The 24917-nt window shown below is 75.1% G+C and carries 22 protein-coding genes and 1 pseudogene; 13 read left to right on the top strand and 10 right to left on the bottom strand.

Annotation, left to right across the window (positions count from 1 at the left end):
* Nucleotides 1-33: 33 nt before the first annotated feature.
* The gene (locus EV188_RS18170; RefSeq protein WP_133827648.1) at nt 34-1338 is read left to right on the top strand and encodes a PP2C family protein-serine/threonine phosphatase; all 1305 of its coding nucleotides are present in this window, start codon (nt 34-36) and stop codon (nt 1336-1338) included.
* Nucleotides 1339-1344: 6 nt separating this feature from the next.
* Here EV188_RS18170 and EV188_RS18165 read toward each other — a convergent pair whose 3' ends face one another.
* The 5 genes and pseudogenes from EV188_RS18165 to EV188_RS18145 form a co-directional block, all read right to left on the bottom strand.
* Complete coding sequence (locus EV188_RS18165) at nt 1345-1599, bottom strand: hypothetical protein (RefSeq protein ID WP_133827647.1); 255 nt, start codon at nt 1597-1599, stop codon at nt 1345-1347.
* Between the two features lie 80 nt (nt 1600-1679).
* Complete coding sequence (locus EV188_RS33220; RefSeq protein ID WP_424922932.1) at nt 1680-2045, bottom strand: ATP-binding protein; 366 nt, start codon at nt 2043-2045, stop codon at nt 1680-1682.
* Between the two features lie 157 nt (nt 2046-2202).
* Nucleotides 2203-3675, bottom strand: a pseudogene (locus tag EV188_RS18155) (PP2C family protein-serine/threonine phosphatase); the annotation flags it as partial.
* Nucleotides 3676-3682: 7 nt separating this feature from the next.
* Complete coding sequence (locus tag EV188_RS18150) at nt 3683-4060, bottom strand: STAS domain-containing protein (RefSeq protein ID WP_133827645.1); 378 nt, start codon at nt 4058-4060, stop codon at nt 3683-3685.
* A gap of 64 nt (nt 4061-4124) precedes the next feature.
* A complete protein-coding gene (locus EV188_RS18145) occupies nt 4125-4721 on the bottom strand; it encodes a dihydrofolate reductase family protein (protein WP_133827644.1) in 597 nt (198 codons plus the stop codon).
* Between the two features lie 122 nt (nt 4722-4843).
* Between EV188_RS18145 and EV188_RS18140 the strand changes: the two genes are divergently transcribed.
* The 12 genes from EV188_RS18140 (at nt 4844) to EV188_RS18085 (ending at nt 18534) form a co-directional block, all read left to right on the top strand.
* Nucleotides 4844-7522 carry a winged helix-turn-helix domain-containing protein gene (locus EV188_RS18140; RefSeq protein ID WP_133827643.1) on the top strand — a complete coding sequence of 893 codons (2679 nt, stop codon included), beginning with the start codon at nt 4844-4846 and terminating at the stop codon, nt 7520-7522.
* A gap of 59 nt (nt 7523-7581) precedes the next feature.
* Nucleotides 7582-7812 (top strand): hypothetical protein, encoded by a 231-nt coding sequence (locus tag EV188_RS18135; RefSeq protein WP_133827642.1) that lies wholly within the window; start codon nt 7582-7584, stop codon nt 7810-7812.
* Between the two features lie 11 nt (nt 7813-7823).
* A complete protein-coding gene (locus tag EV188_RS18130) occupies nt 7824-8561 on the top strand; it encodes a DUF4386 domain-containing protein (protein ID WP_133827641.1) in 738 nt (245 codons plus the stop codon).
* Between the two features lie 77 nt (nt 8562-8638).
* Complete coding sequence (locus EV188_RS18125) at nt 8639-9172, top strand: glutathione peroxidase (RefSeq protein WP_133827640.1); 534 nt, start codon at nt 8639-8641, stop codon at nt 9170-9172.
* 173 nt (nt 9173-9345) lie between these two features.
* Nucleotides 9346-10722: a benzoate 1,2-dioxygenase large subunit gene (gene benA / locus EV188_RS18120; protein WP_133827639.1), complete on the top strand. Its 1377-nt coding sequence runs from the start codon at nt 9346-9348 to the stop codon at nt 10720-10722.
* Nucleotides 10723-10724: 2 nt separating this feature from the next.
* A complete protein-coding gene (gene benB / locus EV188_RS18115) occupies nt 10725-11240 on the top strand; it encodes a benzoate 1,2-dioxygenase small subunit (protein WP_133827638.1) in 516 nt (171 codons plus the stop codon).
* Nucleotides 11241-11249: 9 nt separating this feature from the next.
* Entirely contained in the window at nt 11250-13871 is a 2622-nt protein-coding gene (benC, locus tag EV188_RS32990; protein ID WP_133827637.1) for a benzoate 1,2-dioxygenase electron transfer component BenC, read from the top strand.
* A 14-nt stretch (nt 13872-13885) separates the two neighbouring features.
* Nucleotides 13886-16618, top strand: a complete 2733-nt coding sequence (locus tag EV188_RS18105) for a helix-turn-helix transcriptional regulator (RefSeq protein ID WP_133827636.1) — start codon at nt 13886-13888, stop codon at nt 16616-16618.
* Nucleotides 16615-17334, top strand: coding sequence for a maleylpyruvate isomerase family mycothiol-dependent enzyme (locus EV188_RS18100; RefSeq protein ID WP_133827635.1), 720 nt, complete (start codon nt 16615-16617; stop codon nt 17332-17334). Before EV188_RS18105 ends, EV188_RS18100 begins: the two co-directional genes overlap by 4 nt.
* 101 nt (nt 17335-17435) lie before the next feature.
* Entirely contained in the window at nt 17436-17861 is a 426-nt protein-coding gene (arr, locus tag EV188_RS18095; RefSeq protein ID WP_133827634.1) for an NAD(+)--rifampin ADP-ribosyltransferase, read from the top strand.
* Between the two features lie 28 nt (nt 17862-17889).
* Nucleotides 17890-18159, top strand: a complete 270-nt coding sequence (locus tag EV188_RS18090) for a DUF2277 domain-containing protein (protein ID WP_133827633.1) — start codon at nt 17890-17892, stop codon at nt 18157-18159.
* Between the two features lie 69 nt (nt 18160-18228).
* Nucleotides 18229-18534 (top strand): muconolactone Delta-isomerase, encoded by a 306-nt coding sequence (locus EV188_RS18085; protein ID WP_133827632.1) that lies wholly within the window; start codon nt 18229-18231, stop codon nt 18532-18534.
* Here EV188_RS18085 and larB read toward each other — a convergent pair.
* The 5 genes from larB to EV188_RS18060 form a co-directional block, all read right to left on the bottom strand.
* Nucleotides 18473-19189, bottom strand: a complete 717-nt coding sequence (gene larB / locus EV188_RS18080) for a nickel pincer cofactor biosynthesis protein LarB (protein ID WP_133827631.1) — start codon at nt 19187-19189, stop codon at nt 18473-18475. The two genes, EV188_RS18085 and larB, sit on opposite strands and share 62 nt — an antisense overlap.
* On the bottom strand, nt 19182-19973 hold the full coding sequence (gene larE, locus EV188_RS18075) for an ATP-dependent sacrificial sulfur transferase LarE (RefSeq protein WP_133827630.1): 792 nt from the start codon (nt 19971-19973) through the stop codon (nt 19182-19184). Before larE ends, larB begins: the two co-directional genes overlap by 8 nt.
* Nucleotides 19970-21184: a nickel pincer cofactor biosynthesis protein LarC gene (larC, locus tag EV188_RS18070; RefSeq protein ID WP_243741788.1), complete on the bottom strand. Its 1215-nt coding sequence runs from the start codon at nt 21182-21184 to the stop codon at nt 19970-19972. Before larC ends, larE begins: the two co-directional genes overlap by 4 nt.
* 26 nt (nt 21185-21210) lie before the next feature.
* Nucleotides 21211-23637: an ATP-dependent helicase HrpB gene (gene hrpB, locus EV188_RS18065; protein WP_133827628.1), complete on the bottom strand. Its 2427-nt coding sequence runs from the start codon at nt 23635-23637 to the stop codon at nt 21211-21213.
* 46 nt (nt 23638-23683) lie between these two features.
* The coding region (locus EV188_RS18060; RefSeq protein WP_208114251.1) for an HNH endonuclease signature motif containing protein at nt 23684-24917 on the bottom strand (1234 nt) is incomplete at its 5' end.

The raw sequence follows: 24917 nt of genomic DNA, 5'->3' as shown, positions 1-24917 counted from the left end.
AGCGGGAGACCGGAGCGGTCGTAGGGTCGGGACGTGGCGACCGACGAGCAGGCGTGGGGCGACGTCCTCACCGCGCTGACCGACCGGTCGCACCTGGTCGTCGGCGAGGACCTGTCGGCGATGGTCGACGAGGTCGTCTCGCCGCGCGGCCTGCGCGCCGACGTGATGCTCGTGGACCTGGGCCAGGAGGTGCTGACCTCGGTGCGCGCCGATCCCCCGCCACCGGTGGCGGTGGAGGGCACGCTCGCCGGGCGGGCGTTCCAGCACGGCGAGTTCGTCGCCGGCTTCTCCGACCAGGGGCAGCGGGTCCTGTGGGTGCCGATGCTCGACGGCACCGAGCGGGCCGGGGTGGTGCGCCTCGACCTCGACGACGACGTCGTCGACGACCTGGAGCTGCGCCGCCGCTGCTGGACGCTGTCCGGGGTGATGGGGCACATCGCGATCGGCAAGCTGCCCTACAGCGACCGCATCCGCCGCATCCGCGCGCCCCGCCCGCTCTCGGTGGCCGCCGAACTGCTCTGGCAGCTGGTGCCGCCCCGGACCTTCGCCACCGAGAACGTGGTGGTCACGGCCCTGCTCGAGCCCTACGACCAGGTCGCGGGCGACGCCTACGACTACGTCGTCGACGCGGGGACCGCCTACGTCGCGGTCTTCGACGGCGTCGGGCACGACCTCGCCGCCGGGAGCGCCACCTCCCTGGCCGTCAGCGCCATCCGCAACGCCCGCCGCCGGGGCGTGGAGGACCTCGCCGAGCTCGCCGCCGAGGCCGACGTGCAGATGCAGGCGGCCGGCACCTGGCCGCGCTTCGTCACCGCCGTCCTGGCCCGGCTGGACCTCGGCACCGGCGAGCTGCGCTATCTCGTCGCCGGCCACCCGCCCCCGCTGCTGCTGCGGCACGGGCACCTCGTCGAGGCGTTCGGGGCGGCGCCGCGCTTCCCGCTCGGCGTCACGTCCGAGCACCCCAGGGACACCCCGGTGGCGGTCGAGTGGCTCGAGCCCGACGACCGGGTGGTGTTCTACTCCGACGGGATCACCGAGGCGCGTGACGCCGACGGGCACTTCTTCGGTGAGCGCCGCCTGGTCGACCTCAGCGAGCGCGCCGAGCTCGACGAGGTCTCCGCGCCCGAGACCCTCCGGCGCCTGGCCGCCACGGTGCTCGAGCACCAGGGCGGCGTGCTCCAGGACGACGCCACCCTGCTCATGCTCGACTGGTCGACCACCGGCCACGAGCGGCTGCTGCCCTCGGTCGCCCGCGACACCATCACCGGCGCACCCGGACGGCTCCCCGAGCACGTGACGGGCGCAGCCGCCGAGGGCTTCCGGACGCCCTCACCCTGAGGACGGTCAGCGCGTCGGGTGGAGCACCTGCCCGAGGCTGGTCTGCCCGGCGTGCCCGCCCGAGAGCGGCTGCCCGGCGACGACCTCGATCCCCGTGACCATCAGCAGCGCCAGCAGGAACACGAGCAGGGCGGCGGCGGTGCCCCGGGCGACCGCCAGCACCCGGCTGCGCGGCCGCGCGTGACCCCGGCGGGCGCCGGCGAGGCGCACCCCGGGCGGGGTCACGCCGACCGTGTCGTGCCGGTCAGCGGGAGCACGCACGCGGTAGGACGACCGGGCTCGTGACCCGCTGCCGTTCGCGAGGTCCATACGCTCCCGTACCCGCGCAGGTCACCGTCCAGTCACGACGACCCGAGCCCGAAACGCATCGTGACCGTCGTGCCGTCCTCGCGGTGCAGGGTCGCGCTGTCGTCGGACAGGACGTCGATCATCGTCCGGCCGCGCCCGCGCATCGTCTCGGTCGGGTCCGGCGTCTTCCACCGGCCCTGGTCCGCGACGATCACCGTCAGCTCGTCGTCCTCGCAGAGCACGGTGACCTCCAGCGGTCCTCCGCCCCCACCGGGGTAGGCGTGCTCGACGGCGTTGGCCATGGCCTCGTAGGCCGCGAGCACGGCGTCCTCCTGCCGATCCTGCGAGAGCGGGGTGCCGCCGACCCACTGCACCAGGGCCTGGCGCAGGCCGATCAGCCGCTCCGCCGTCGCCCACATCTCGGCGTGGAAGTCGGTCCCCCTCGGCGCGGGTCTCACGTCGTCCCCCCGCCCGCGCGGTGCACGTAGACGAGCGCGACATCGTCGTCGTGGACGCCCCGGTGAGGGCCGCGACGAGGCCGTCGCAGGCGTCGGAGGTCAGCGGGCGCGGCAGGTCGGCGAACGCGGTCCGTAGCCATTCCATGCCCTGGGTGACGTCGCGGCTGCGGCTCTCGACCAGCCCGTCGGTGTAGAGCAGGAGGTCGGTGCCCGGGGGGAACGCGGCCGTGCGCTCGGGGAACTCGGTGCCGACGCCGAGCGGCTGGGCGATCGCGTCGCCGAGCTGCTCGGTGGTCCCGTCGGCGTGCCGGAGCAGCGCGGGGAGGTGGCCGGCGTTGGCGAAGACCAGCTCGTCGCCCGGGGCGTGCACGGCGTAGAAGCAGGTGACGAAGGTCGAGTCGATGAAGCCGTCGAGCAGTGCCGCGACGCGGCGCAGCACCTCGGACGGCGCGAGGCCGAGCAGGGCGTAGGAGCGGACCGCGGTGCGGACCTGGCCCATGATCGTGGCGGCGGGCACGCCGTGGCCCACCACGTCGCCGATGACGAAGGCGGTCGCGCCGCCGTCGAGGCGGATGACGTCGAACCAGTCGCCGCCGATGTTCGGCCCGCGGGCGGCGGGCAGGTAGCGGGTCACCAGGTCCAGGCCGGGCACCGGCGGCGCCTCGGGCAGCATGTTGCGGGACAGCTCGCGGGTGAAGTTGCGCTCGCGCTCGTAGAGCCGCGCGTTGTCCAGGGCGATGGCGGAGTAGCCGGCGATGCCCTCGGCCAGGCCCTCGTGCCGGGCGGTGAACCGGCTGCGCTCGGGGTGGCCGAAGAAGAAGCCGCCGAGCACCTCGCCGTTGCTCGGGCTGATCACCGACACCGCGAGGTAGCTGCGGACGGGCAGGTGCCCCTCGGGCATGCCGTGGTACGGCGCGTTGTGGCCGAAGCGCCGGTCGGCGGTGATGTCGTCGCTGCGCAGGGTGCCGGTGCCGTCGAAGGTGGGCGCGAAGACCTCCGTGTTGCGGGGCATCGGGAAGCGGGAGAACGCCTCCCGCGGCACGCCGGACAGGGTGTAGAGGGTGTACGACTCGCCGAACTGGTTGATCAGGTTGTAGAAGAACGCGCCGAACGCCGCGCCCACGGCCGTCGTCGCCGCGTCGGTGGCGTCCTGCACCAGGGTGTCGATGTCGAGCTGCGCGGTCAGCTGCCGTCCCACCGACTGCAGGGCGTCGATGACGGCGGCCTCGGCGGTGAGCGCGGCGACGGCGCGGCGCAGGCCCCCGGTCGCGGCACCGACCGCCTCCGCGGCGACGACGTGGGTCCGGCCCACCGGGTCGTGCGTGATCAGGGCGGTGCCGCGCTGGTGCTCCCGGTCGAGCACGACGAGGGCCGCCGTCGCCCCCGGGAACTGCGCCGCCAGCGCCGCGTCGTCGACGACCAGGACCCCGTCGCCGTCGCCGCGCAGGCCGGCGATCCGGTCCGCGGAGAGCAGCCGGCGCTCCACCGGCACCGGCCGCCCGTCCGGCCCCGTGAAGGCCGACGCCAGCGCGTCCAGCACGGCGTCGGTCTCCGGGTCCTGGTCCCCGGGGTTCCGCGCCGTCAGGGTCATCGCGGGCTCAGCGGGCCGCGAGGGCGTCGGCGAGGGTGGCGTGGATCGCGAGCTCGTCGGTGAGCCGGGTCAGCTCGAGCGGGCGCAGGACGATGCGCCCCGACGCGACGACCCGGACCGTGGTCTCGCCCGCCTGCCGGTTGGCGCGGACGAGCTCCGCCATGCCCACCGAGGCCAGGAACGTCACCCCGGACAGGTCGATGACGAGCAGCCCCGGCCGCAGGCGCGTGGCTCGCTCGACCGACCGGCGCAGCGACGCCGCGAGCGCGAGGTCCAGCGGGCCGGCCACGGCGAGCACGACGCCCTCGGGCACCTGGTCCACGGACACCGAGCCCTCGGGCTCGTCGTCGAGCGGGCCCTGGCCCGGCCGCTCGGGCTCGGTCATGCGGCCATCCTGCCCTGCCCCGTGACCCGGGGAACAGGAGGTCCGGGACGAGCGCGCCCGGTGGTCAGGACGAGGGGCGAGGGTGCACCGTCGGCCGGTAGACGAGCTCCTGGATGTCGCGGTCCAGGGTCCGGTGCTCGAGGAGCTCGAGGTCGAAGTCGCCCGCTCCCCCGAAGATCGCGCCCTCGCCGGTCCGGCCGGTGACCACGGGGAACACGGTCACCTGGAGACGGTCGACGAGGCCCGCCGCCATCAGCGCCCAGTTCAGCGACAGGCTGCCGTGCGAGCGCAGCGGCACGTCCGACTCCTCCTTGAGCCGGGTGACGATGTCCACGGCGTCGCCGCCCACGACGGTGGCGTCCGGCCAGTCGAGCGGCCCGGTCAGCGTGGACGACACCACGGTCATCGGCATGCTCCGCATCCGGCTCACCCACGGGTCGCGCACGTCGTCGCCCTCGTCGCTCGCGGCCAGCATCTCCACGAACTGCCGGAACGTGGTGGCCCCGAAGACCATCCGGTGCGGCGTGTCGAACGAGGCGAGGCGGTGGTCGAGCAGCTCGGGGCCCTGCTTGCCCCAGTAGCCGCCCCAGTCGCCGTCGCCCCCGTAGGAGCCGTAGCCGTCGAGGCTGGAGAAGACGTCGAAGGTGTAGGTGGCGGTCATGGTGTCCTCCGTCGGGTGATCGGTTCCGTGCTCTCACCCAGGCGACGAACGGACCCGACGCGATTTCGACATCCGCCGGAACTCGGTGACGGGCGGGGTATGCCTGGTGTAGACCCGGCGAGGTGGTGGGGCCGCTGCTCGAGGGCAAGTACCGCGCCCCGGCTCGCCGCCCCGGCACGGTCACCCGGCCGCGCCTGCTCGAGACGCTCGGGGGCACGCTCCGCACGGCGCTGACGGTGGTGTCGGCACCCGCGGGGTTCGGGAAGTCGACGCTGCTCGCCGAGTGGCTCGCCGCGGTGCCCGCCCGCACGGCCGCGGTCGCCTTCGTCTCGCTGGACGAGGGCGACGACGACCCCGCGCGCTTCTGGACCTACGCCCTCACCGCCGTGCACGCCGCCGCGGACGTCGGCGCCGGCGCGCTGGAGCTGCTGGACGCGGCGCCGTCGTCGGTCGAGTCCGCGCTCGTGGCGCTGCTCAACGACGTCGGCGGGATGCCGCGCGACCTGGTGCTCGTCCTCGACGACCTGCACCTCGTGACCGCGCCCGGGGTCCACGACGGGATCGCGTTCCTGCTCGAGCACCGGCCGCCGCAGCTCCACCTGGTGCTCGCCACCCGGGTCGACCCGCCGCTGCCCCTGTCGCGGAGGCGGGCGCGGGGCGAGCTGCTCGAGGTCCGGGCCGCCGACCTGCGCTTCACCGAACAGGAGGCCGCGGCCTACCTCAACGGCCCGATGGGCCTGGCGCTGTCCGCCCACGACGTCGCGGCGCTCGACGGGCGCGCGGAGGGCTGGATCGCCGCGCTGCAGCTCGCGGCGCTGTCGATGCGCGGTCGCGACGACGTCGGCGCGTTCATCGCGGGGTTCGCCGGCGACGACCGCCACGTCGTGGACTACCTGGCCGACGAGGTCCTGGCCCGCCAGCCGGACGACGTGCGGGACTTCCTTCTCGCGACGTCGGTCCTGGAGCGGCTCACCGGCCCGCTGTGCGACGCCGTGACCGGCCGCGACGGGGGCCGCGCGACGCTCGTGGCCCTCGAGCGCGCCAACCTGTTCCTGGTGCCGCTCGACGACCGGCGGCAGTGGTACCGCTACCACCACCTGTTCGCCGACGTCCTGCGCGCGCACCTCGCCGACGAGCGCGCCGACGACGTCCCCGAGCTGCACCGCCGGGCGAGCGACTGGTTCGCCGAGCGTGGCGACATCCCCGCCGCCGTCGACCACGCCCTCGCCGGCGGCCACGTCGAGCGCGCCGCCGACCTCATGGAACGGGCGATGCCGACCATGCGCCGGGAGCGGCGGGAGGCCGAGCTGATGCGGTGGGTGCGCGCGGTGCCGGACGGGGTCGTGGCCGTGCGCCCGGTGCTCGCCCTGGCCTTCGTCGGCGCGCTCACCCAGGTCTCGCAGTTCGACACGGTCGCGCAGCGCCTGGCCGACGTCGAACGCTCGCTGCGCCCGGACGGCGGCGCGTGGCCGACCGAGGTCCCGGAGGGTCTGGTGGTCGTCGACGACGAGGGCTACCGCTCGGTGCCCGCCGGCGTCGCGGTGTACCGGGCGGCGCTCGCCCTCCGCCGGGGCGACCTCGACGGCGCCGCCGGGCACGCGCGCGAGGGGCTCGCGCTGACCCCGGACGGCGACGACCTCACCCGGGCGGCCGCCGGCGCCCTCGGCGGGCTCGCCTCGTGGGCGCGCGGCGACCTCGTCGGCGCCGAGGCCGCGTACGTCGAGGCGGTCGCCGGGCTGCACCGGGCGGGCTTCGTCGCCGACGTCCTGGGCTGCTGCATCGCCCTCGGCGACATCCGCCGCACGCTCGGGCGCCCGGGCGACGCGGAGCGCCTGTACCGGTGGGCCCTCGAGCTGTCCGACCCCGCGGCGCCGCTGCGGGGCACCGCGGACATGCACGTCGCGCTGGCCGGGGCCCTGCTCGAGCGCGACGACCTCGCCGCCGCCGCCGAGCACCTCGACACGGCGCGAGGACTCGGCGAGCACCGCGGCCTGCCCCAGAACCCGTACCGCTCGCGGGTGGCGCAGGCGCGGCTCCTCGAGGCGCGGGGCGACCTCGACGCCGCGCTCGCCCTGCTCGACGAGGCCGAGCGTGTCCACGACGGCGACTACTCTCCCGAGGTGGCGCCCGTCCCCGCGGTGCGCGCGCGGCTGCGCATCAAGCGCGGCGAGCTCCACGAGGCCGAGAGCTGGGCCCGAGCACGGCACCTGTCCCCCGACGACGAGCCGACCTACCTGCGCGAGTACGAGCACGTCACGCTCGCCCGGCTCCTCCTCGCCCGGCGGGACGACGCGGCCACCAGGCTCCTCGAACGTCTGCGCGCGGCCGCCGAGGAGGGCGGGCGCGACGGCAGCGCCCTCGAGATCCTCGTGCTGACCGCACTTGCCGCCCAGGCCCGCGGCGACGTCCCGGCCGCGCTCGACGCCCTGCGCCGCGCCGTCGCGCTCGCCGAGGCCACGGGCGCCGTCCGCGTGATCGTCGACGAGGGGCCGCCGATCGCGGGGCTGCTGCGGGCCCTGCCGAAGCACGACCCGGCGCACGCCTACGCACGCCGGCTCCTCGCTGCCGGGCCCTCCTCGCCGGCAGGGGCGCTGGTCGACCCGCTGAGCGACCGCGAGCTCGACGTCCTGCGCCTGCTCGGCTCGGAGCTCGACGGGCCCGACATCGCCCGCGAGCTGTCGGTCTCGCTGAACACCATGCGGACCCACACCAAGGCCATCTACGCGAAGCTCGGCGTCACCAGCCGCCGGGCCGCCGTACGCCGGGCCCACGAGCTCGGCGTGTTCCCGCGCCGTCGCTGACCGTCACTCACCACACGTGGTGAGGACCGCTCACCACGTCCGCGCCGATGGTTCCCGCCATGAGCAGCAGCGGGCCCCAGCACTACGTGATCCGGGTGCGAGGACGTCTCGCGCCGCGGTGGGCCCCGTGGTTCGACGGCATGGCCCTCGTCCCGCAGGACGACGGCACCACGGTCATCGACGGTCCCGTCGCCGACCAGTCCGCGCTCCACGGCCTGCTCCGCACGATCAGCGACCTCGGCCTGCCCCTCGTCTCGGTCGCCGCGACCGACGAGCCCACACCCTCCTGAAGGAGACCGCCATGACCACCGACGTCCACACCGCCCCGGCCACCCCGACGGCCGGCCGGCCGGACCCCCTGCGCAGGATCGCCCTCGCCGGCGGCCTGCTCTACCTCGTCACGTTCGCCGCCTCGATCCCCCAGCTGGCGCTGTTCGCCGACCTCGTCGCCGACCCCGCGGGCTTCGTCCTGACCCCCGGCAGCGACACCGCCGTGCTGTGGGGCTCGTGGCTCGAGGTGATCACAGCGCTCTCGGGCATCGGCACGGCCCTCGCGCTGTATCCGGTGACCCGGCGCGTCAGCCGCATCGCCGCGCTCGGCTTCGTCACCTCGCGCGTCGTCGAGGCGGCGATGATCCTCGTCGGCGTCCTGTGCGTGCTCAGCGTCGTCGCCCTGCGCGCCGACCTCGCCGGGGTCGTCGGCGCCCAGGCGGACGCCCTCGGTGTCGTCGGCCAGGCGCTCGTCGAGGTCCGGCAGTGGTCGTTCCTCGTGGGTCCCGGCCTGATCCCCGGCGTCAACGCCCTGTTCCTCGGCTACGTGATGTACCGGTCGCGGCTGGTCCCCCGCGTCATCCCGATCGTCGGCCTGGCCGGTGCCCCGCTGATCATCATGTCGGCGACCGTGACGATGCTCGGCGGCTGGGACCAGGTGTCGGTCGCCGGCAGCCTGTGCGCGCTGCCGACCGCCCTGTGGGAGCTGTCGCTGGGCGTGTGGCTGACCGTCAAGGGCTTCCGCCCGACGACCCTGACGATCGCCTGACCACCACCACTCCCGCGGAGCCGGCCCCTCGGGGCCGGCTCCGGCATGTCGGAGGGGCCGAGGCGTAGAACGGGACCATGACCACCGTCCACGACTTCACCGTGTCCGACGCCGACGGCGGCGCGACCCCGCTCGGACAGTACGCCGGCCGGGTCCTGCTCATCGTGAACGTGGCGAGCAAGTGCGGGCTCACCCCGCAGTACGAGGGCCTCGAGGCCCTGCACCGCCGGTTCCACGAGCGCGGCCTGACGATCCTGGGCTTCCCGAGCAACCAGTTCATGGAGCAGGAGCCGGGCACCGACGCGGAGATCCAGGAGTTCTGCCGCACCGCGTACGACGTCACGTTCCCGGTGCTGGCCAAGGTCGACGTCAACGGCCCCGACGCCGCGCCGCTGTTCGGTCACCTGCGCACCGAGGCCCCCGGCGACTTCGGCCCCGCCTACGGCGGGTTCTACGACGCGATCACCCGCATCCGGCCCGACGCCGGCGCCGACGAGGTCAAGTGGAACTTCACCAAGTTCCTCGTCGACCGCGACGGCCGCGTCGTGCGGCGCTACGAGCCGCCGGTGCTGCCCGAGCAGATCGCCGACGACCTGGAGGAGCTGCTGTAGCACACCCGAGGTCGGGACCGGCGGAACGTCGGGGTCGACGTCGCGGGCCGGGGTGGTGCCCAGGTCAGGACTAGGCACATGCCTGGTGTGCCGGTGCCCACCGCCCGGGACCGTCGTGGCACGAGCTTCCCCGGGTCCGGCGCCTCCGGACTCCCACCACCTGGGAGGGTGCGATGACGCAGAGCCTCGACCGAGTCGGCGACAGCGTGGAGAAGGTGCTGTCCGACGCCGTCGTCGACGACCGCGAGTCGGGCGTGGTGAAGGCGAACCGCCGGATCTTCACCGACGAAGAGATCTTCGAGCTCGAGATGAAGCACATCTTCGAGGGCAACTGGGTCTACCTCGCGCACGAGAGCCAGGTGGCGGAGCCGGGCGACTACGTCACGACCTCCATCGGCCGCCAGCCGATCATGATCACGCGCGACAAGGACGGCGGGCTGCACTGCCTGATCAACGCCTGCGCGCACCGCGGGGCGATGCTCTGCCGCAAGAAGCGGGACAACCGCAAGACGCTGACCTGCCCGTTCCACGGCTGGACCTACCGCAACGACGGCACGCTGCTCAAGGTCAAGGACCCGGAGGGCGCGGGCTACCCCGAGAACTTCGACACCGACGGGTCGCACGACCTGGTCAAGGTGCCGGTGTTCGAGAGCTACCGGGGCTTCCTGTTCGGCAGCCTCAACCCCGACGTCGTGTCGCTGGAGGAGCACCTCGGCGACACCACCGAGATCATCGACATGCTCGTCGACCAGTCCCCCGAGGGCCTCGAGGTGCTGCGCGGGTCCTCGACCTACACCTTCGACGGCAACTGGAAGGTGCAGGCCGAGAACGGCGCCGACGGCTACCACGTCACCGCGCTGCACTGGAACTACGCCGCGACCACCTCGCGCCGTGAGAGCGGCGAGTCGAAGAACGAGACCAAGGCCCTCGACGCCGGCGGCTGGGGCAAGTCCGGCGGCGGCTACTGGTCGTTCCCGCACGGCCACCTGTGCCTGTGGACCTGGAAGGCCAACCCGCAGGACCAGCCGCTCTACAGCGAGATCGACACGCTCAAGGAGCAGTTCGGCGAGGCCACCGGCGACTTCATGGTCCGCGGCTCCCGCAATCTGTGCCTCTACCCGAACGTCTACCTGATGGACCAGTTCTCGACGCAGATCCGGCACTTCCGCCCGATCGCGCCGAACCGGACCGAGGTCACCATCTACTGCATCGCCCCCAAGGGCGAGAGCGACGAGGCCCGCGCGAACCGCATCCGCCAGTACGAGGACTTCTTCAACGCCTCCGGCATGGCCACGCCCGACGACCTCGAGGAGTTCCGTGCCTGCCAGCTGACGTTCCAGGCCACCACCGCGCCGTGGAACGACATGAGCCGCGGTGTCCAGCACTGGATCGACGGCCCGGACGAGGTCGCGCGGTCGCTCGGTATGGACGGCGTCATCTCCTCGGGCGCGAAGAACGAGGACGAGGGCCTCTACCCCGTCCAGCACGGCTACTGGCTGGAGACCATGCGGGCGGCGCTCGAGGCCGAGAAGCCCGCGAAGGAGGCCTGATCATGACCACCACCGAGCGCACCAGCACCCTCATCACCCAGAACATGATCGAGCAGTTCCTCTACCGCGAGGCGCGCTACCTCGACGACCGCGAGTTCGAGCGCTGGCTCGAGTGCTACGCCGACGACGTCGTCTACTGGATGCCGTGCTGGGACGACCACGACACGCTCACCCAGGACCCCCAGCGCGAGATCTCGCTGATCTACTACCCGACCAAGGGCGGCCTCGAGGACCGGGTGTTCCGCATCCGCACCGAGCGCTCGAGCGCGACCTCGATCCCCGAGCCGCGCACCAGCCACAACATCAGCAACGTCGAGGTCATCGAGCGCCGTGGCGACCTGGTGGACGTGCGCTTCAACTGGCACACCATGTACTTCCGGTACAAGACGGTCGACCCCTACTACGGGACGTCGTTCTACACGATCGACTTCTCCGGCCCGTCGCCGTTGATCCGCCGCAAGACCGTGGTGCTCAAGAACGACTACATCCACCACGTCGTGGACATCTACCACTTCTGAGGAGGGGTCATGACGACGAGCTTCGACGTCGCGCTCTCCTTCGAGGACGGCGTCACCCGCTTCGTCCGGTGCCGCGAGGACCAGACCGTCATGGACGCCTCGTACCGGTCGAAGATCAATATCCCGGTCGATTGCAGCGACGGGGCCTGCGGGACCTGCAAGTCGTACTGCGAGTCCGGCGAGTTCGCGATGAGCGACTACGTCTCCGACGCGCTGTCGCCGGACGAGGAGTCCGCGGGGTACGTGCTGACCTGCAGCATGTCGCCGAAGTCGGACCTCGTGCTGCAGATCCCGACGACCTCGGCGGTCGCGAGGACCAGCGCGGGCAGCTTCACGGCGACGGTCGCCGGGGTGGAGCGGCTCTCGTCGACGACGATGTCGCTGACGCTGGACTGCGACGACCGCGAGAAGCTCGTGTTCCTGCCCGGCCAGTACGTCAACATCGCCGTGCCCGGCACCGACCAGACGCGGTCGTACTCGTTCTCCAGCGCCCCCGACGGCGAGCAGCTGACCTTCCTGATCAAGCTCTCGCCGGGCGGCGTCATGTCGGACTGGCTGGAGAACTGGGCGTCGGTCGGCGACGCGGTGCAGTTCACCGGCCCGCACGGCAGCTTCTTCCTCCGGGAGTCCGAGGCGCCCCTGCTGCTGCTGGCCGGCGGGACCGGGCTCGCCCCCATCCTGTCGATCCTGCGGCGCCTCAAGGCTTCGGGCAGTGCCCGGCCGGTCCACCTGATCTACGGCGCCACCACCGACGACGACGTGGTCGAGCTCGACACCCTCGCCGCCCTCGACGACGAGATGGACACGTTCACCTGGGCCTACACGGTCGCCGACGAGGACACCGCGGCGGAGCGCCAGGGCTACGTCACCGCGCACACCGAGCCCGCGCACCTCCACGACGGCGACGCGTCGGTGTACCTGTGCGGCCCGCCGCCGATGGTCGACGCCGTGCGCTCGCACTTCTCCGAGCAGGGCTTCGAGCCCGCGGGCTTCTACTACGAGAAATTCGCGCTGGCCGCCAGGCCCGACGGTGAGCAGGAGGGCGCCCAGCCCGAAGCCGACGCGGAGACGCCGGACGTCGGCACGGTCGAGGGGACCGAGGAGCGCACCGAGCAGCGGGCGCCGGTCGAGGACCTGCCGCGGCGGATGCTGGGCCGGGTCGTGCTGCCGGGGGGCGAGCACGGCGCGGGCGACGCGCGGGTCACCGAGGACGACGAGCTCCTCGTCGCCGACGAGGCACGCGGCATGCTCGGGGTCGACGTGTTCCCCGCGAGCACGGTCGAGCCGCTGGTCACGGGCCCGGCACCGGAACCCGCCTCCGTCCCGGGGACCGTCACGACCGACGGCTACGAGATCGGCCAGCAGCACCCCTCGATCCAGGTGTCCGACGCGATCTTCGACGCACGGCGGGCCCTCGAGCTCGGCGCCCTCGAGCTCACCATCGGCCGCATCACCACCCAGCAGGTGGCGGGCTACCGGGTGCTCGCCGAGTCGACCGTGCCCTACGTCGACGTGGAGAACGAGCGGTTCACCGACGCGGCCGCCTACACCGAGTCCAACGCCGCCTTCCACGACTACCTCTTCACCCTGACGGGCAACACCCACCTCCTGCACGCCTACCAGGACCTCGGCGTGAAGGGGCACATGGAGGAGTCGCTGCGCTCGGCGACCTGGTGCGACCCGCGCTGCGCGCAGGACCACCTCGACATCGTCGACGCCGTCGAGTCGGGCGACCGGGACGAGGCGCGCCGGCTCATCTCCGAGCACGCCGAGCGGTCCAAGGCGACCACGCGGCGCGCGATGGACGAGCGGCGCACCGCCCGCCGGCCGAAGTTCGTCACGCCGGGCCGGTTCGCCGACCACGTCGTGGTGATCACCGGGGCGGGCCAGGGCATCGGCGAGGCCACCGCGCGGCGCATCCACGCCGAGGGCGGGCTCGTCGTGCTCGCCGACCGCGCCGACACGGTCAAGGAGGTCGCCGCGGAGCTCGCGGAGGACCTCTCGCCCGGGGTCGGCGACGCGGTCGCGGTGCTCGCCGACCTGGAGACCTTCGCGGGCGCGCAGGCGGTGGTCGACGCCGCGATCGAGCAGTTCGGGCGCATCGACGTCGCCGTGCACACCGTCGGCGGCACGATCTGGGCGAAGCCGTTCGCCGAGTACCCGCCCGAGGAGATCGAGGCGGAGATCCGGCGCTCGCTGTGGCCCACCCTCTGGTGCTGCCGCGCCGTCGCGCCGCACATGGTCTCCCGTGGGCAGGGCACGATCGTCAACGTCTCGTCGGTGGCGACGCGCGGCATCCACCGCGTGCCGTACGCGGCGGTCAAGGGCGGCGTCAACGCGATCACCTCGGCGCTGGCGCTCGAGCTGGCCCCGCACGGCATCCGGGTCGCGGCCACCGCCCCGGGCGGCACCGACGCGCCCGAGCGCAAGACCCCTCGCGGCCCCGCATCCGCCTCCGACCAGGAGCGGGAGTGGTACCAGGGCATCGTCGACCAGACCGTGGAGTCGTCGCTGATGAAGCGCTACGGCACGCTCGACGAGCAGGCCTCGGCGCTCGCCTTCGTGGCGTCACCGGAGGCCTCGTACATCACCGGCTCGGTCCTCCCGGTCGCCGGCGGGGACCTCGGCTGATCGGGGCACGGCACATGGGGACGGCACCGGACGCGGGCGAGGCGGAGCGCCCGCCCGCGTCCGGGGGCACGCACGCCCTCGACGACCTGCCCCGCGGCCCGCACGAGCGCGCGGAGATCCGCCGCGCCCTCCTCGAGGTGGTCGCGCAGGGACACGGGACGGTCCTGGTCACCGGGCAGACCGGCACCGGGAAGTCACGGCTGCTCGCGCAGGCGTCCGCGGCGGCGCCGGGGCGGGTGCTGACGGCGTCGGCCGTCGACTGGGAGGCCGGCTGCCCGGCCGCGGTCGTCGCGCAGCTGCTCGGCGAGGACGTCGGCACCCTCGCCGACGACGACCCGTTCGCCGCCGCCCGCCGTCTGGCCGACCGGGCGGGCGGCGACCCGGTCCTGCTCGTGGTCGACGACGCCCACTGGGGCGACGAGGCGTCGCTGCGGGCGCTGTCGACGCTCGGTCGGCACCACCGCGACGTCCCCGCGGTGGTCCTGCTCGCCGCGACGCCCGGCGCGGGGTCGTCGGCGACCGCGGAGCTGCTGCGCCGCACCGCCGACACGACCGTGACGCTCGGGCCGCTCTCGTCGCGTGACCTCGAGGAGCTCTGCGCCGACCGCGGCCGCCCGCTGCCCCCGTGGCTCACCGAACGGCTCCGGCGCCACACCCAGGGCAACCCGCGCCACGTCCTCGCGCTGCTCGACGAGCTCCCCGCCGAGATGTGGGACGTGCCCGACCTGCGGCTGCCCGCCCCGGAGGACGTCGCGGTCCGGGTCGGGGAGGCGTGCCTGGCCCTCGACCCCGAGGCTCGGGCGCTGGTCGAGACGATCGCGTGCTTCGGCGAGCCGGCGAGCCTCGACGAGGTCGGCCGCACCGCCGGCGTCGAGGACGTCCTGCGCCCGCTCAGCGAGGCCGCGCGCCAGGGGCTGGTGAAGCGGTTCGGCGGGCGGTCGCTGCCGGTCGTGGGACCCAGCGACCCGATGGTGCGCGCCGCGGTGCTCGACCTGGTCGGCCCGCACGAGGCGGCGGCGATCCGCCGGCGCGCGGCCGACGTCGTCGCCGACCCGCACCGTCGCTTGGCGCTGCGCGCGGCCGCGACGCCGGGGCCGGACGTCGCCCTCGCGGACGAGCTCGCCGAGCTGGCCCGCACCAGGGCCGGCGACGGCGCCTGGTCCGACGCCGCCGACGCGCTGCTCGAGGCGAGCCGGCTCACCGACCGGCACGCCGACCGCGAGCTGCTGCTCATCCGCGCCGTCGACGCGATGATCGGCGCCGGCGCGGTGTTCGAGGCCGAGGCGATGATCCCCGCGATCGAGAACCTGCTCGACACCGCGATCCGCAACTCCGTGCTCGGCTACCTCGCCGTCCAGCTCGGCCGCACCGACCAGGCCGACCGGGCCCTGCGCCGCGCCTGGGAGCTCTGCGTCCCCGACACCGACCCGGACACCGCGGCGTGGGTCTGCCAGCGCCGCGTCCTGGACGCCCTGCTGCGCGGCGACGGGCCGGACCTCGTCGCCTGGGCCGACCGGGCCGTCGACCTCGTCGGCTCCGGGCACCCGGCGGCGGTCGAGTCCCTGGCGATGCGCGGGCTGGGCACCGCCGCCGCCGGGCGTCCCCGCGACGCGCTCGCCGAGTACCGCGCCGCCGTCGGCCGCGTGGGCGGGGGCGCGCAGCTCCAGCGGGTCACGATGGGCCACGGCTGGCTCCACCTGGTGCTCGGCGAGCTGGACGAGGCGCGCGCCGAGCTCGAGAGCGCCATCCCGACCACCACGCTCGGCGGGTCGTCCCGGATCTCGCTGTGGGCGTCGGGCTGGCTGGCCCGCGTGCACTTCCTCGCCGGCGACTGGGACCTCGCGCTGCGCACCGTCGCCCAGGGGCTGCGCCGGGCCGAGCGCACCGGCATCGTCATCGTCACCCCGCTGCTCGCCTGGACCGCGGCCCAGGTCCACGGCCTGCGCGGCGACCACGAGCGCGCCGAGCGGGTGCTGCGCGAGGCCGACAGCGGCGCCGACGACTACGAGATCATGGCCGTGCCCCGCCGCCTCGCGCGCGCCTCGATGGCCGAGCTGCGCGCCGACTACGGCGCCGTCGTCCGGGCCCTCGCGCCCCTCGCCGCGGAGGAGCGCACCGCCGTCTCCCAGCCCGGCTGGTGGCCGTGGCGCGACGTCTACGCCAACGCGCTCGTCCTCGAGGGCCACCTCGAGGACGCCGACGCGTTCCTCACCGACCACGAGCAGCGCGCGCAGGAGCAGCAGAACCACGCCGAGCTCGCGCGGCTCGGTTGGGCGCGGGGCCGCCTGCACACCGCCCGCGGCGACCTCGACGCGGCGCGGGACGCGTTCGAGTCCGCGATCGCGTCCCTGGACGGCCAGCCCTTGCGCTGGGACCGGGCCCGCGCGCACTTCGCGTACGGGCAGTCGCTGCGCCGGCTGTCCCAGCGCCGCGAGGCCGACACCGTCCTCTCCACGGCGCGCGAGCTCTTCCTCGCCCTCGGCGCGAGCAGCTACGTCGCCCGCTGCGACCGCGAGCTGCGCGCCGGCGGCGTGCACCAGAGCCGTCCCGAGCGCGGCGCGCAGGACCTCACCGCCCAGGAGGCCGCCGTCGCGGACCTCGTCGCCCGCGGCCTGTCCAACAAGGACGCCGCGGCCGAGCTGCACGTCTCGCCCAAGACCGTCCAGTACCACCTCACCCGGATCTTCACGAAGCTCGGCGTGCGCTCGCGCGCCGAGCTCGCGGGGCTCCACCGGGAGAAGCCATGACCGGCACGACGAAGAACCCCCGGACCCTGACCAGCGACATCGGCGTGCTGCAGCGCGAGGCGGGCATGGCGATGGCGACCATCGCCAGCCTCACCGACGCCGAGCTGACGAGGCCGACCCGCTGCGCGGGGTGGACCCGCGCGCACGTCATCGCCCACCTCGCCACCGGGGCGGACGCGATGACGAACCTCGCCACCTGGGCGATCACCGGTGAGGAGACGCCGGACCATGCGTCGCGGGAGGAGCGGGGCGCCGCGATCGAGGCCGCCGCGGGCCTGTCCGCGGTCGAGCTGACCGCCACCCTGCGGCGCGCGCAAGCCCGCCTCCAGGACGCCCTGGCAAGGCTGAAGGACGGGGTGCAGGTGCCGACGCTGCCGACGCTGCTCGACGGCGAGGTCGACGTGTTCTCGCTCCCGGCCCGGCGCACGACGGAGCTGGTCGTCCACCACGACGACCTCGACACCACGTGGGAGTGGCACGAGGCCGACCCCGACGCGGTCGTCGACGCCATCGAGATCTGCGTGCACCGGCTGCGGGCGCACCCCGAGGCGCCGGGCCTGCACGTCGTCGCCCGCGAGGGCGAGGAGTGGACGGTCGGCGACGGCGCGCACCGGATCGAGGGCTGGTACGAGGCGCTGCTGCCGTTCCTGGCGCGCGAGCAGGTCGAGGAGGGCCTGCGGTACGAGGGCGAGCTGCCGCGCCTGCCGCCCTGGTGATCCCCGCCGTCCTCAACGTATAGCGGCCCACGGGGCTTGCGGCAAGACCTCCCCCGGGGCGCAGGATCACCGCTCGCATCCTGCGTGAGAGGACGGACACGATGGCCGCGCCGACACCCTTCGAGGTCCACGAGGACGGGGTCCTGCTCCACGGGACGAAGGCGGACCTCGCGGTCGGCGACCTCCTGGTCCCCGGCCGCATCTCGAACTTCGAGGAGGGCCGGATCATGAACCACGTCTACGTGACCGAGACGCTCGACGCCGCGACCTGGGGCGCCGAACTGGCCGCCGGTGACTGCCCGGGGCGCATCTACGTCGTGGAGCCCACCGGCACCCTCGAGGACGACCCCAACGTCACCGACAAGAAGATGCCGGGCAACCCCACCCGCTCCTACCGGACCCCGGACCCCGTCCGCATCGTCGGCGAGCTCGAGGGGTGGACGGGCCACTCCCCCGAGCAGCTCCGGGAGATGGCGGACGTCCTCGCCGACCTCCGGCGCCGCGGGCTCGCCGTCATCTACGACTGAGACACCTCGGTGAGGCACGATCGGGAGCATGTGCCGCAACATCCGGGTCCTGCACAACTTCGAGCCCCCCGCCACCGACGGCGAGGTGCACGAGGCCGCCCTGCAGTACGTGCGCAAGATCAGCGGTGCCGCGAGGCCCTCGAAGGCCAACGAGGAGGCCTTTGCCCGGGCCGTCGCCGAGATCACGGCGAGCACCCGCTCGCTGCTCGACGAGCTGGTCACCACCGCCCCGCCGAAGGACCGCGAGGTCGAGGCGCACAAGGCGCGGGAGCGGTCCCGCGAGCGCTACGGGCGCTGATCCGCACAGCAGCACCGCGTCCCGGCGTACGCTCATGTCAGTGACTGACATCAGCGGACGGAGAACGCCGTGAACTACCTCGTGACCGGAACGCCCACCGGGCGGCTGCTCGACCTGCCCGCCGACGACCGCGACGCGCTGATGGCGCGCGAGCGCGAGGTCGCCACCGCCCTCATCTCCGGGGGCGTGATCGTCTGGATGTGGCGGCTCCCCGACACCGACACCAGCGTCACCGTCTGGGACGCCGAAAGCACCGAGGCCCTGACCGCGCACCTCGAGTCGTTGCCGGTCTTCCCCTACACCGACGTCGAGGTCACCGAGCTGGCCGCCCATCCGGCGTTCCCGGCACCCCTGCACGCTGCACCGCGCGGATGATCCGGAGAGCTGCGCACGCCGCGCCGTAGCCGTTGTCGATGTTGACCACCGTCAGGCCCGGCGCGCACGAGGCCAGCGCGGCGTGCAGGGCGGTCTCGCCGTCGCGGGCCACGCCGTAGCCGGTCGAGGTGGGCAGGCAGACGATCGCGCCGGGGACCAGCCCGCCGAGCACGCTGGGCAGCGCCCCGTCCATGCCCGCGACGACGACCACGACGGGGAACTCCCGCAGGCGCTCGACGTGCTCGAGCAGCCGCCAGAGGCCGGCCACCCCGACGTCGACGACCGTCTCGGTCGCCACGTCGGCGTAGGTCAGGGTGCGCACGACCTCGCCGACCTGGGGCATGTCCGAGCTGCCGGCGGCCACCACGGCGACGCTCGGCAGCCCGTCGGGGCGCGGGGTCCGGTCGAAGTACGCGGTCCGGGAGACCGCGTCGTGGTCGATGCGTGCGCGGTGGTGCTCCGGGAGGCGGTCGAGCACCGCGGCGTCCAGCCGTGTCAGCAGCGCGCTCGCGGCGCGGGCGGCGAGCTCGTCGAGGATCGCCACGAGCTGGGCGTCCGACTTGCCGGCGCACAGGATCGCCTCCTCGACCCCGATCCGCTCGGGGCGGCCGAGATCGAGGCGCACCTCGGGTCCGGTCGTCGGGGGCTCAGCCATCCGCGGGCTCCCGCAGGAAGGCGCTGCCGCGCTCGTAGGCGGTGAACCGGTCCACGGTCAGCCCGAGGTCGTCGTCGATGGTGCGCGCGAGGGCGGCGCGCCGCGGCCCGTCGAGCCGCGCGAGGGTCGCGGGGTCGAGCTCGACGACGAGCCCCTCGGCCCGCTGGCGGCAGCGCACGGTCGCGGGCCGGAGGGTGTCGCGCAGGAGGGACTCGACGGCGTCGATCGCGCGCAGCGAGCCGGGCAGGATGCGGATGCCGGTCTCGACGCGGCTGGCCAGGCAGGGCGCGGCGGGCAGCTCGGCGAGGTCGTGCAGCCCGAGGTCCCGGGCCACGGCGCGGACGTCGGCCTTGGTCATCCCGGCCTCGACGAACGGGTGCCGGACCCCGTGGTCGTCGGCGGCGCGCAGCCCGGGGCGCCAGTCGCCGAGGTCGTCGAGGTTGGTGCCGGAGAGCAGGCGGGCGGTCGTGAGGCCGCCGAGCGTGCCGTAGAGGTTCGTCTTGCAGAAGAAGCAGCGGTTCGCGGGGTTGGCCAGGTAGCGCTCGTCGGCGAGCTCCCCGGCGTCGACGACCCGCAGCCGCCAGCCGTGGCGCGCGGCGTGCTCGGCGATGCGTCCACCGGCGTCGGCGGGCACCGCCGCGGAGGCCGCGTGGAACATCGTGACGTCGCCGCCGAGCACGCGGTGGGCGACGTGGGCCAGCGTCATGCTGTCGACCCCGCCGGAGAGCGCCACCGCGGCGGGCCGGCAGGTCGCGAGGACACGGGCCAGCGCCTGCTCGGTCATGACGACGGTCCTCCCTGCGCCGGGACGTCCTGATCGTCAGGGATCCAGGGGGCCGTCGGGTAGAGGCCCGCCGCGCGGGCGGCGGCCGTCGCCTCGTCCAGCACGCGGCGCACGGGGACGGCGCGGGCCCGCGCGAGCGCGTCCGCGTCGTCGAACTCCGGCGTCGCGGACACGACCCGGCCCCCGCGCAGCCCGACCTTGATGCGCACGGACCCCCCGTCGACCGGGACGGTGCGCCACGCGCGCTCCAGCGCCGTGCGGGCGACCGGCGACTCGCGCACGCCGAGGGTCGGGGTCAGGTCGAACACCGCCGCGCGCAGCGTGTCCCGCGCCTGCTCGGGGGCCAGGACCGACAGCGTGTGGGCGGGGCGGCCCTTCTTCATGACGATCGGTGTCAGCCACGCGTCGGCCGCGCCCGCGGCGAGCAGGGCCTCGAGGACCCCGGACCAGACCCGCGGGTCGAGGTCGTCGACGTTGGTCTCGAGCAGCCACAGCGTCTCCGTGGGTGACGAGCCGGTCGTCCCGAGGACGGCGCGCACGACGTTGGCCTGCCCCGGGGTGTCGCGTGTGCCGGCGCCGACGCCGGTGGCCTCGACGCGCATCGCCGGCATCGGGCCGGGGTCCGCCAGCGCGGCGAGCAGGGCCATCCCGGTGGGCGTCGCGCGCTCCCCCGGCCCGCCGGGCAGGACGTCGCGGCCCCGGGCGAGCTCGAGCACCGCGGGCGCCGGCACGGGCAGGCGGCCGTGGGCGGTCTCGACGTGCCCGGACCCGAGCGCCACCGGGCCGGACGTCACCGCGGTGACCCCGAGGTCCTCGAGTGCGGCGCAGACCCCGACCACGTCGGCGATCGCGTCCCACGCCCCGACCTCGTGGAAGTGCACGTCCTCGACCGCGACCCCGTGCACGGCGGCCTCGGCGACCGCGAGCCGCTCGAACACCATGAGCGCCGCCGGCGGCTCGCTCCGCAGGAGCGTCCGGACCTCGGGCCACGCGCGGTGCGTCGGGTCCGCGGCCGTGCCGGTGACCTCCACATGACGCGCCCGCAGCCCCGCGCGGCTGACCTCGTCGACGGCGATCGCGACCTCGCCGGGAATCACGGCGTCGACCGCGGCGCGGACGGCCTCGAGCGAGGCCCCGAGGTCGAGCAGGGCCGCCAGCAGCATGTCCCCGGCGACCCCGGCCGACGGGTCGATCCACAGCGTCCGGCTCACCCCGTGAGTGTCCGCCGTGGTGGTGCTCATCGCGCCTGGCCGGGCGTGCGAGGGTCCTCCGGCCACGCGTGCTTGGGGTAGCGGCCCCGCAGTTCCGCGCGCACCTGCGGGTAGCCGGAGTCCCAGAACGACGCCAGGTCGGCGGTCACCGCCGTCGGGCGTCCCGCCGGCGAGAGCAGGTGGACGACGACGGGCACGCCGGCCAGCACGGGCGCCCGCTCCCAGCCGAACGCCTGCTGGACCGTGAGGGCCACGACGGGTGCCGCGGGGTCGGTGTAGTCGACGCGGACGCTGCGCCCGGACGGGGTGGTGACGCGCTCCGGCGCGAGCTCGTCGAGCCTGCCCACCTGCGACCACGGCACGAGGTGGCGCAGGGCGGGCGCGACCTTCACCCGCGCGAGGTCGGCGCGGCGACGGACCCGGGTGAGGTCGAGCCACTCGTCGAGGCGGGCCAGCAGGGACTCGTCGTCGACGGCGGGCCAGGGCTCACCGAGCGCGGCGTGGAGGAACGCCAGCCGGGCGCGCAGCGCGGTCGCCGCGTCGTCCCAGCGCAGCAGGTCGAGGCCCTCGGCGGCCAGGCCGTCGCGGACCGCCGCCGCCACGGCCGCCGGGTCGGGGTCGGTGAGGGGCCGGCGGGCCAGCACGATCGCGCCGAGGCGCTCGCGGCGCTCGGCCACGACGTCGCCGTCCTCCCAGGCCACCACCGCGTCGTCGTGCCACCAGCCCGCGGCCGCCTCGCGGGCGAGGTCCTCGTCGACCGGCACCGCGAGCCGCACCCGCGCCACCCGGTCCCCCGGGCCGCGCACGGCGTCGGCGACCGCGAGCCACGGGCAGCCGCGCAGCCGCGACCCGGCGGTGAGCTCGACCCCGGTGCCCCCGGTCGTCAGGTACCCGCGCGCGTCGTCGGCACGGGCCCGGGCGAGCCGGTCGGGGTAGGCGAGGGCGACGACCGCGGCGGCGCCCCGGGCCCCGGAGCCCCGTCGCGGGAGACCGTCGACCTGGCGGAGCCTGCGCACCTCCGCCCGCCACCGGGGGTCGTCCCTGGCCGTGCGCAGGCGCTCGTCGAGGTCGTCGGTGTCGCCCGGCACGTCGGCGGCGAGCAGCGCGACCACCTCGGTCGCGGTGTCCGCCCCGACGGCCTGCGCGCCGTCGATCAGCGCGCGCCCCAGCCGGGGGTGCACGCCGGCCGTCGCGACCGCGCGGCCGCGCTCGGTGATGTCTCCGCCGTCCCCGCTGAGGCCGAGTCCCCGGAGCACCTCGCGCGCGGCCTCGAACGCGGTGGGCGGCGGCGGGTCGAGCAGCGCGAGCCCCGCACCGTCCGGGGTGCCCCACCGCGCGAGCTGCAGCGCGAACCCGGCGAGGTCGGCCTGGGCCACCTCGGGGGCGTCGTGCCGGTCGCGGTGGGCGTGCTCGGCCTCGGACCAGCAGCGGAACACCGCGCCCGGCGCCTCCCGGCCCGCGCGCCCGGCGCGCTGCGTCGCCGCGGCCTGCGACGCGAGCACGGTGACCAGGGCGTCGAGGCCGCGCGCGTGGTCGGTCCACGGCCGCCGGGAGAGCCCGGCGTCGACGACGACCCGCATCCCGGGCACCGTCAGGCTCGTCTCGGCGATCGACGTCGCGAGCACGACCCGGCCGCCCTCCCCGGTGCCGCCCAGGACCGCGTCCTGCTGCGCGGCGTCCTGCCCGCCGTGCAGCGTGAGCACCTCGGCATCGACGCGGCCGAGGCGCCGCGCGACGTCGTCGATCTCGCGGCGGCCGGGCAGGAACACGAGCACGTCGCCGGGCGCCTCGGCCAGGGCGCGCCGCACCGTCGCGGCGACGTGGTCGAGGAAGGCGGGCTCGACCCGCATCCCACGCGGCGGCGGGACGGGGCGCGCCGGCGGGTTCCAGACGACGTCGACGGGGTGCATCGGGTCGGGCGCGGTGACGACGGGGCCCTCGAGGGCGGCGGCGAGGTCGTCCGCGGCGGCCGTCGCGGACGTCGCGAGCAGGCGCAGGTCGGGGCGGAGGGCGCCGCGCGCGTCGACGGCGAAGGCCAGCGCGAGGTCGGTGTCGAGGTGGCGCTCGTGGCACTCGTCGAGGACGACGGCGTCGACCCCGGCGAGCTCCGGGTCGCGCTGCAGCCTTGCCACGAGCAGGCCCGTGGTGACGACCTCGACCCGCGTCTCCGGGCCCGTCCGCCGCTCGCCGCGGATCGCGTAGCCGACCCGCCCGCCCACCGGTTCGCCGAGCAGCCACGCCATCCGCTGGGCCGCGGCACGGACGGCGACACGGCGCGGTTCGGCGACGACGACCTGGCCACCGACCGCCCCGGCGAGCGCGAGCGGCACGAGCGTCGTCTTGCCGGTGCCGGGCGAAGCGACGAGGACCGCCGCCCCGCGCTCGTCCAGCGCCGCCCCGAGCTCCGGCAGCGCCGCGCGCACCGGCAGGTCGAGGTCGACCTCGTCGATCACGCCCGCCGGTCTACCAGTCGCGTCGACGCGACGAGCCCGCCGGGCGTCAGAACGGCGGTGGGTCATCCGGGTCGTAGGACGCCGCGGGCGTCGGTGCCGGCTTCTCCTTCGTGCCGCCGACGAACTCGGCGCCGAGGCGATCGCGCCGGTCGGGACCGCGGTCGGGCTCGTCCGCAGGACGATCCGGCCAGCCGTCGTCGGGCAGCGCCCGCGGGGCTGCGGCGTAGCAGGGCCCCGGCAGCGGTTTGAGGACCTTCTTCGGCCAGGTGGTGTGGGTGACCCCGGCGCGGGTCCGGATGACGAACCGACCGGGCCACGGCTGTCGCACCCGCCAGCGGGCCAGGTGTTTCGCCCGGTGGTGGTGCGTGCACCAGGGTCCGAGGTTCCAGGACACCGTGGGCCCGCCCAGGATGTGGTCGCGGGTGTGGTCGATCTCGGCTAGATGAGCGGGTCGCCGGCACCCCGGCACGACGCAACAGCGGTCGCGGACCCGCACCCACCGCTCGGCCTCCGCCCGCGCCCGGCGTCGTCGCCACTCCTCGGGACCGGCGTCGGCGTCCGGGGCACGCCCGAGCCCCCCGTCGACCCGGAGGTCGTGGAGGCGCTGCTGCAGCTCGGTGATCAGCCCGGCCCAGGGCGGGTGGTCGTCGGGGTCGAGGGCCGCGAGCAGCGTCGTCGGCACCTGGAGCTCGACGATCGCCCTGGTCCGGGTAGCACCCGGTGCCGTCCGCCCTCGCGTCGGATGTCGGCCGCGGGAGCGGGCCGGACGGCGGCGCGCGAGGAGGACGTGCTGCAGATACCCGCCGGGGTCGGTGAGCACCACCCGCCACTCACCGTGCTGCCGCTCGCCGACGAGGCGCCGCGCGGTGGAGGCCGTGACCGTGCCGAAGCCGGGCACGGTCGCAGGATGCTCGTCGAGGCCCAGGGCGGTGGTGAGACGCAGACGCACCTCCACGGTGCCCCGGCGCAGCCGCCCCGCCCGCCGCTCGTCCACCGAGGGTCCGGGGTCGCCCGGGCCGTCGTCGCGCGGCTCGCCGCCGCCGGGACCGTCGCCAGAGCCGTCGTCGGGGCCCGGGTCCACGGGGCCCGGGTCCACGGGGCTCGTGTCGTCGGGGCCGTCGTCGGGGCCCGGGTCCACGGGGCCCGGGTCCACGGGGCCCGGGTCGTCGGGGCCGTCGTCATCCGGGCCGTCGTCATCCGGGCCGTCGTCATCCGGGCCGTCGTCATCCGGGCCGTCGTCATCCGGGCCGTCGTCATCCGGGCCGTCGTCATCCGGGCCG

The sequence above is a fragment of the Actinomycetospora succinea genome, from assembly GCF_004363095.1.
In the GTDB taxonomy this organism is placed as follows: Bacteria; Actinomycetota; Actinomycetes; order Mycobacteriales; family Pseudonocardiaceae; genus Actinomycetospora; species Actinomycetospora succinea.
Note: the sequence above shows the minus strand (reverse complement) of the source record. Positions and strands in the feature narration are given on the sequence as shown.

What these genes read in the sequence shown, in the direction of transcription:
- EV188_RS33220 (WP_424922932.1), bottom strand. Translation starts at nt 2,045, where the DNA reads ATGTGGGCGACGGCGGAGCGGCTGATCGGCCTGCGCCAGGCCCTGGTG.
- EV188_RS18150 (WP_133827645.1), bottom strand. Translation starts at nt 4,060, where the DNA reads ATGACCGAGCCCGAGCGGCCGGGCCAGGGCCCGCTCGACGACGAGCCC.
- EV188_RS18145 (WP_133827644.1), bottom strand. Translation starts at nt 4,721, where the DNA reads ATGACCGCCACCTACACCTTCGACGTCTTCTCCAGCCTCGACGGCTAC.
- EV188_RS18135 (WP_133827642.1), top strand. Translation starts at nt 7,582, where the DNA reads ATGAGCAGCAGCGGGCCCCAGCACTACGTGATCCGGGTGCGAGGACGT.
- EV188_RS18130 (WP_133827641.1), top strand. Translation starts at nt 7,824, where the DNA reads ATGACCACCGACGTCCACACCGCCCCGGCCACCCCGACGGCCGGCCGG.
- EV188_RS18125 (WP_133827640.1), top strand. Translation starts at nt 8,639, where the DNA reads ATGACCACCGTCCACGACTTCACCGTGTCCGACGCCGACGGCGGCGCG.
- benA (WP_133827639.1), top strand. Translation starts at nt 9,346, where the DNA reads ATGACGCAGAGCCTCGACCGAGTCGGCGACAGCGTGGAGAAGGTGCTG.
- benB (WP_133827638.1), top strand. Translation starts at nt 10,725, where the DNA reads ATGACCACCACCGAGCGCACCAGCACCCTCATCACCCAGAACATGATC.
- benC (WP_133827637.1), top strand. Translation starts at nt 11,250, where the DNA reads ATGACGACGAGCTTCGACGTCGCGCTCTCCTTCGAGGACGGCGTCACC.
- EV188_RS18105 (WP_133827636.1), top strand. Translation starts at nt 13,886, where the DNA reads ATGGGGACGGCACCGGACGCGGGCGAGGCGGAGCGCCCGCCCGCGTCC.
- EV188_RS18100 (WP_133827635.1), top strand. Translation starts at nt 16,615, where the DNA reads ATGACCGGCACGACGAAGAACCCCCGGACCCTGACCAGCGACATCGGC.
- arr (WP_133827634.1), top strand. Translation starts at nt 17,436, where the DNA reads ATGGCCGCGCCGACACCCTTCGAGGTCCACGAGGACGGGGTCCTGCTC.
- EV188_RS18090 (WP_133827633.1), top strand. Translation starts at nt 17,890, where the DNA reads ATGTGCCGCAACATCCGGGTCCTGCACAACTTCGAGCCCCCCGCCACC.
- larB (WP_133827631.1), bottom strand. Translation starts at nt 19,189, where the DNA reads ATGGCTGAGCCCCCGACGACCGGACCCGAGGTGCGCCTCGATCTCGGC.
- larE (WP_133827630.1), bottom strand. Translation starts at nt 19,973, where the DNA reads ATGACCGAGCAGGCGCTGGCCCGTGTCCTCGCGACCTGCCGGCCCGCC.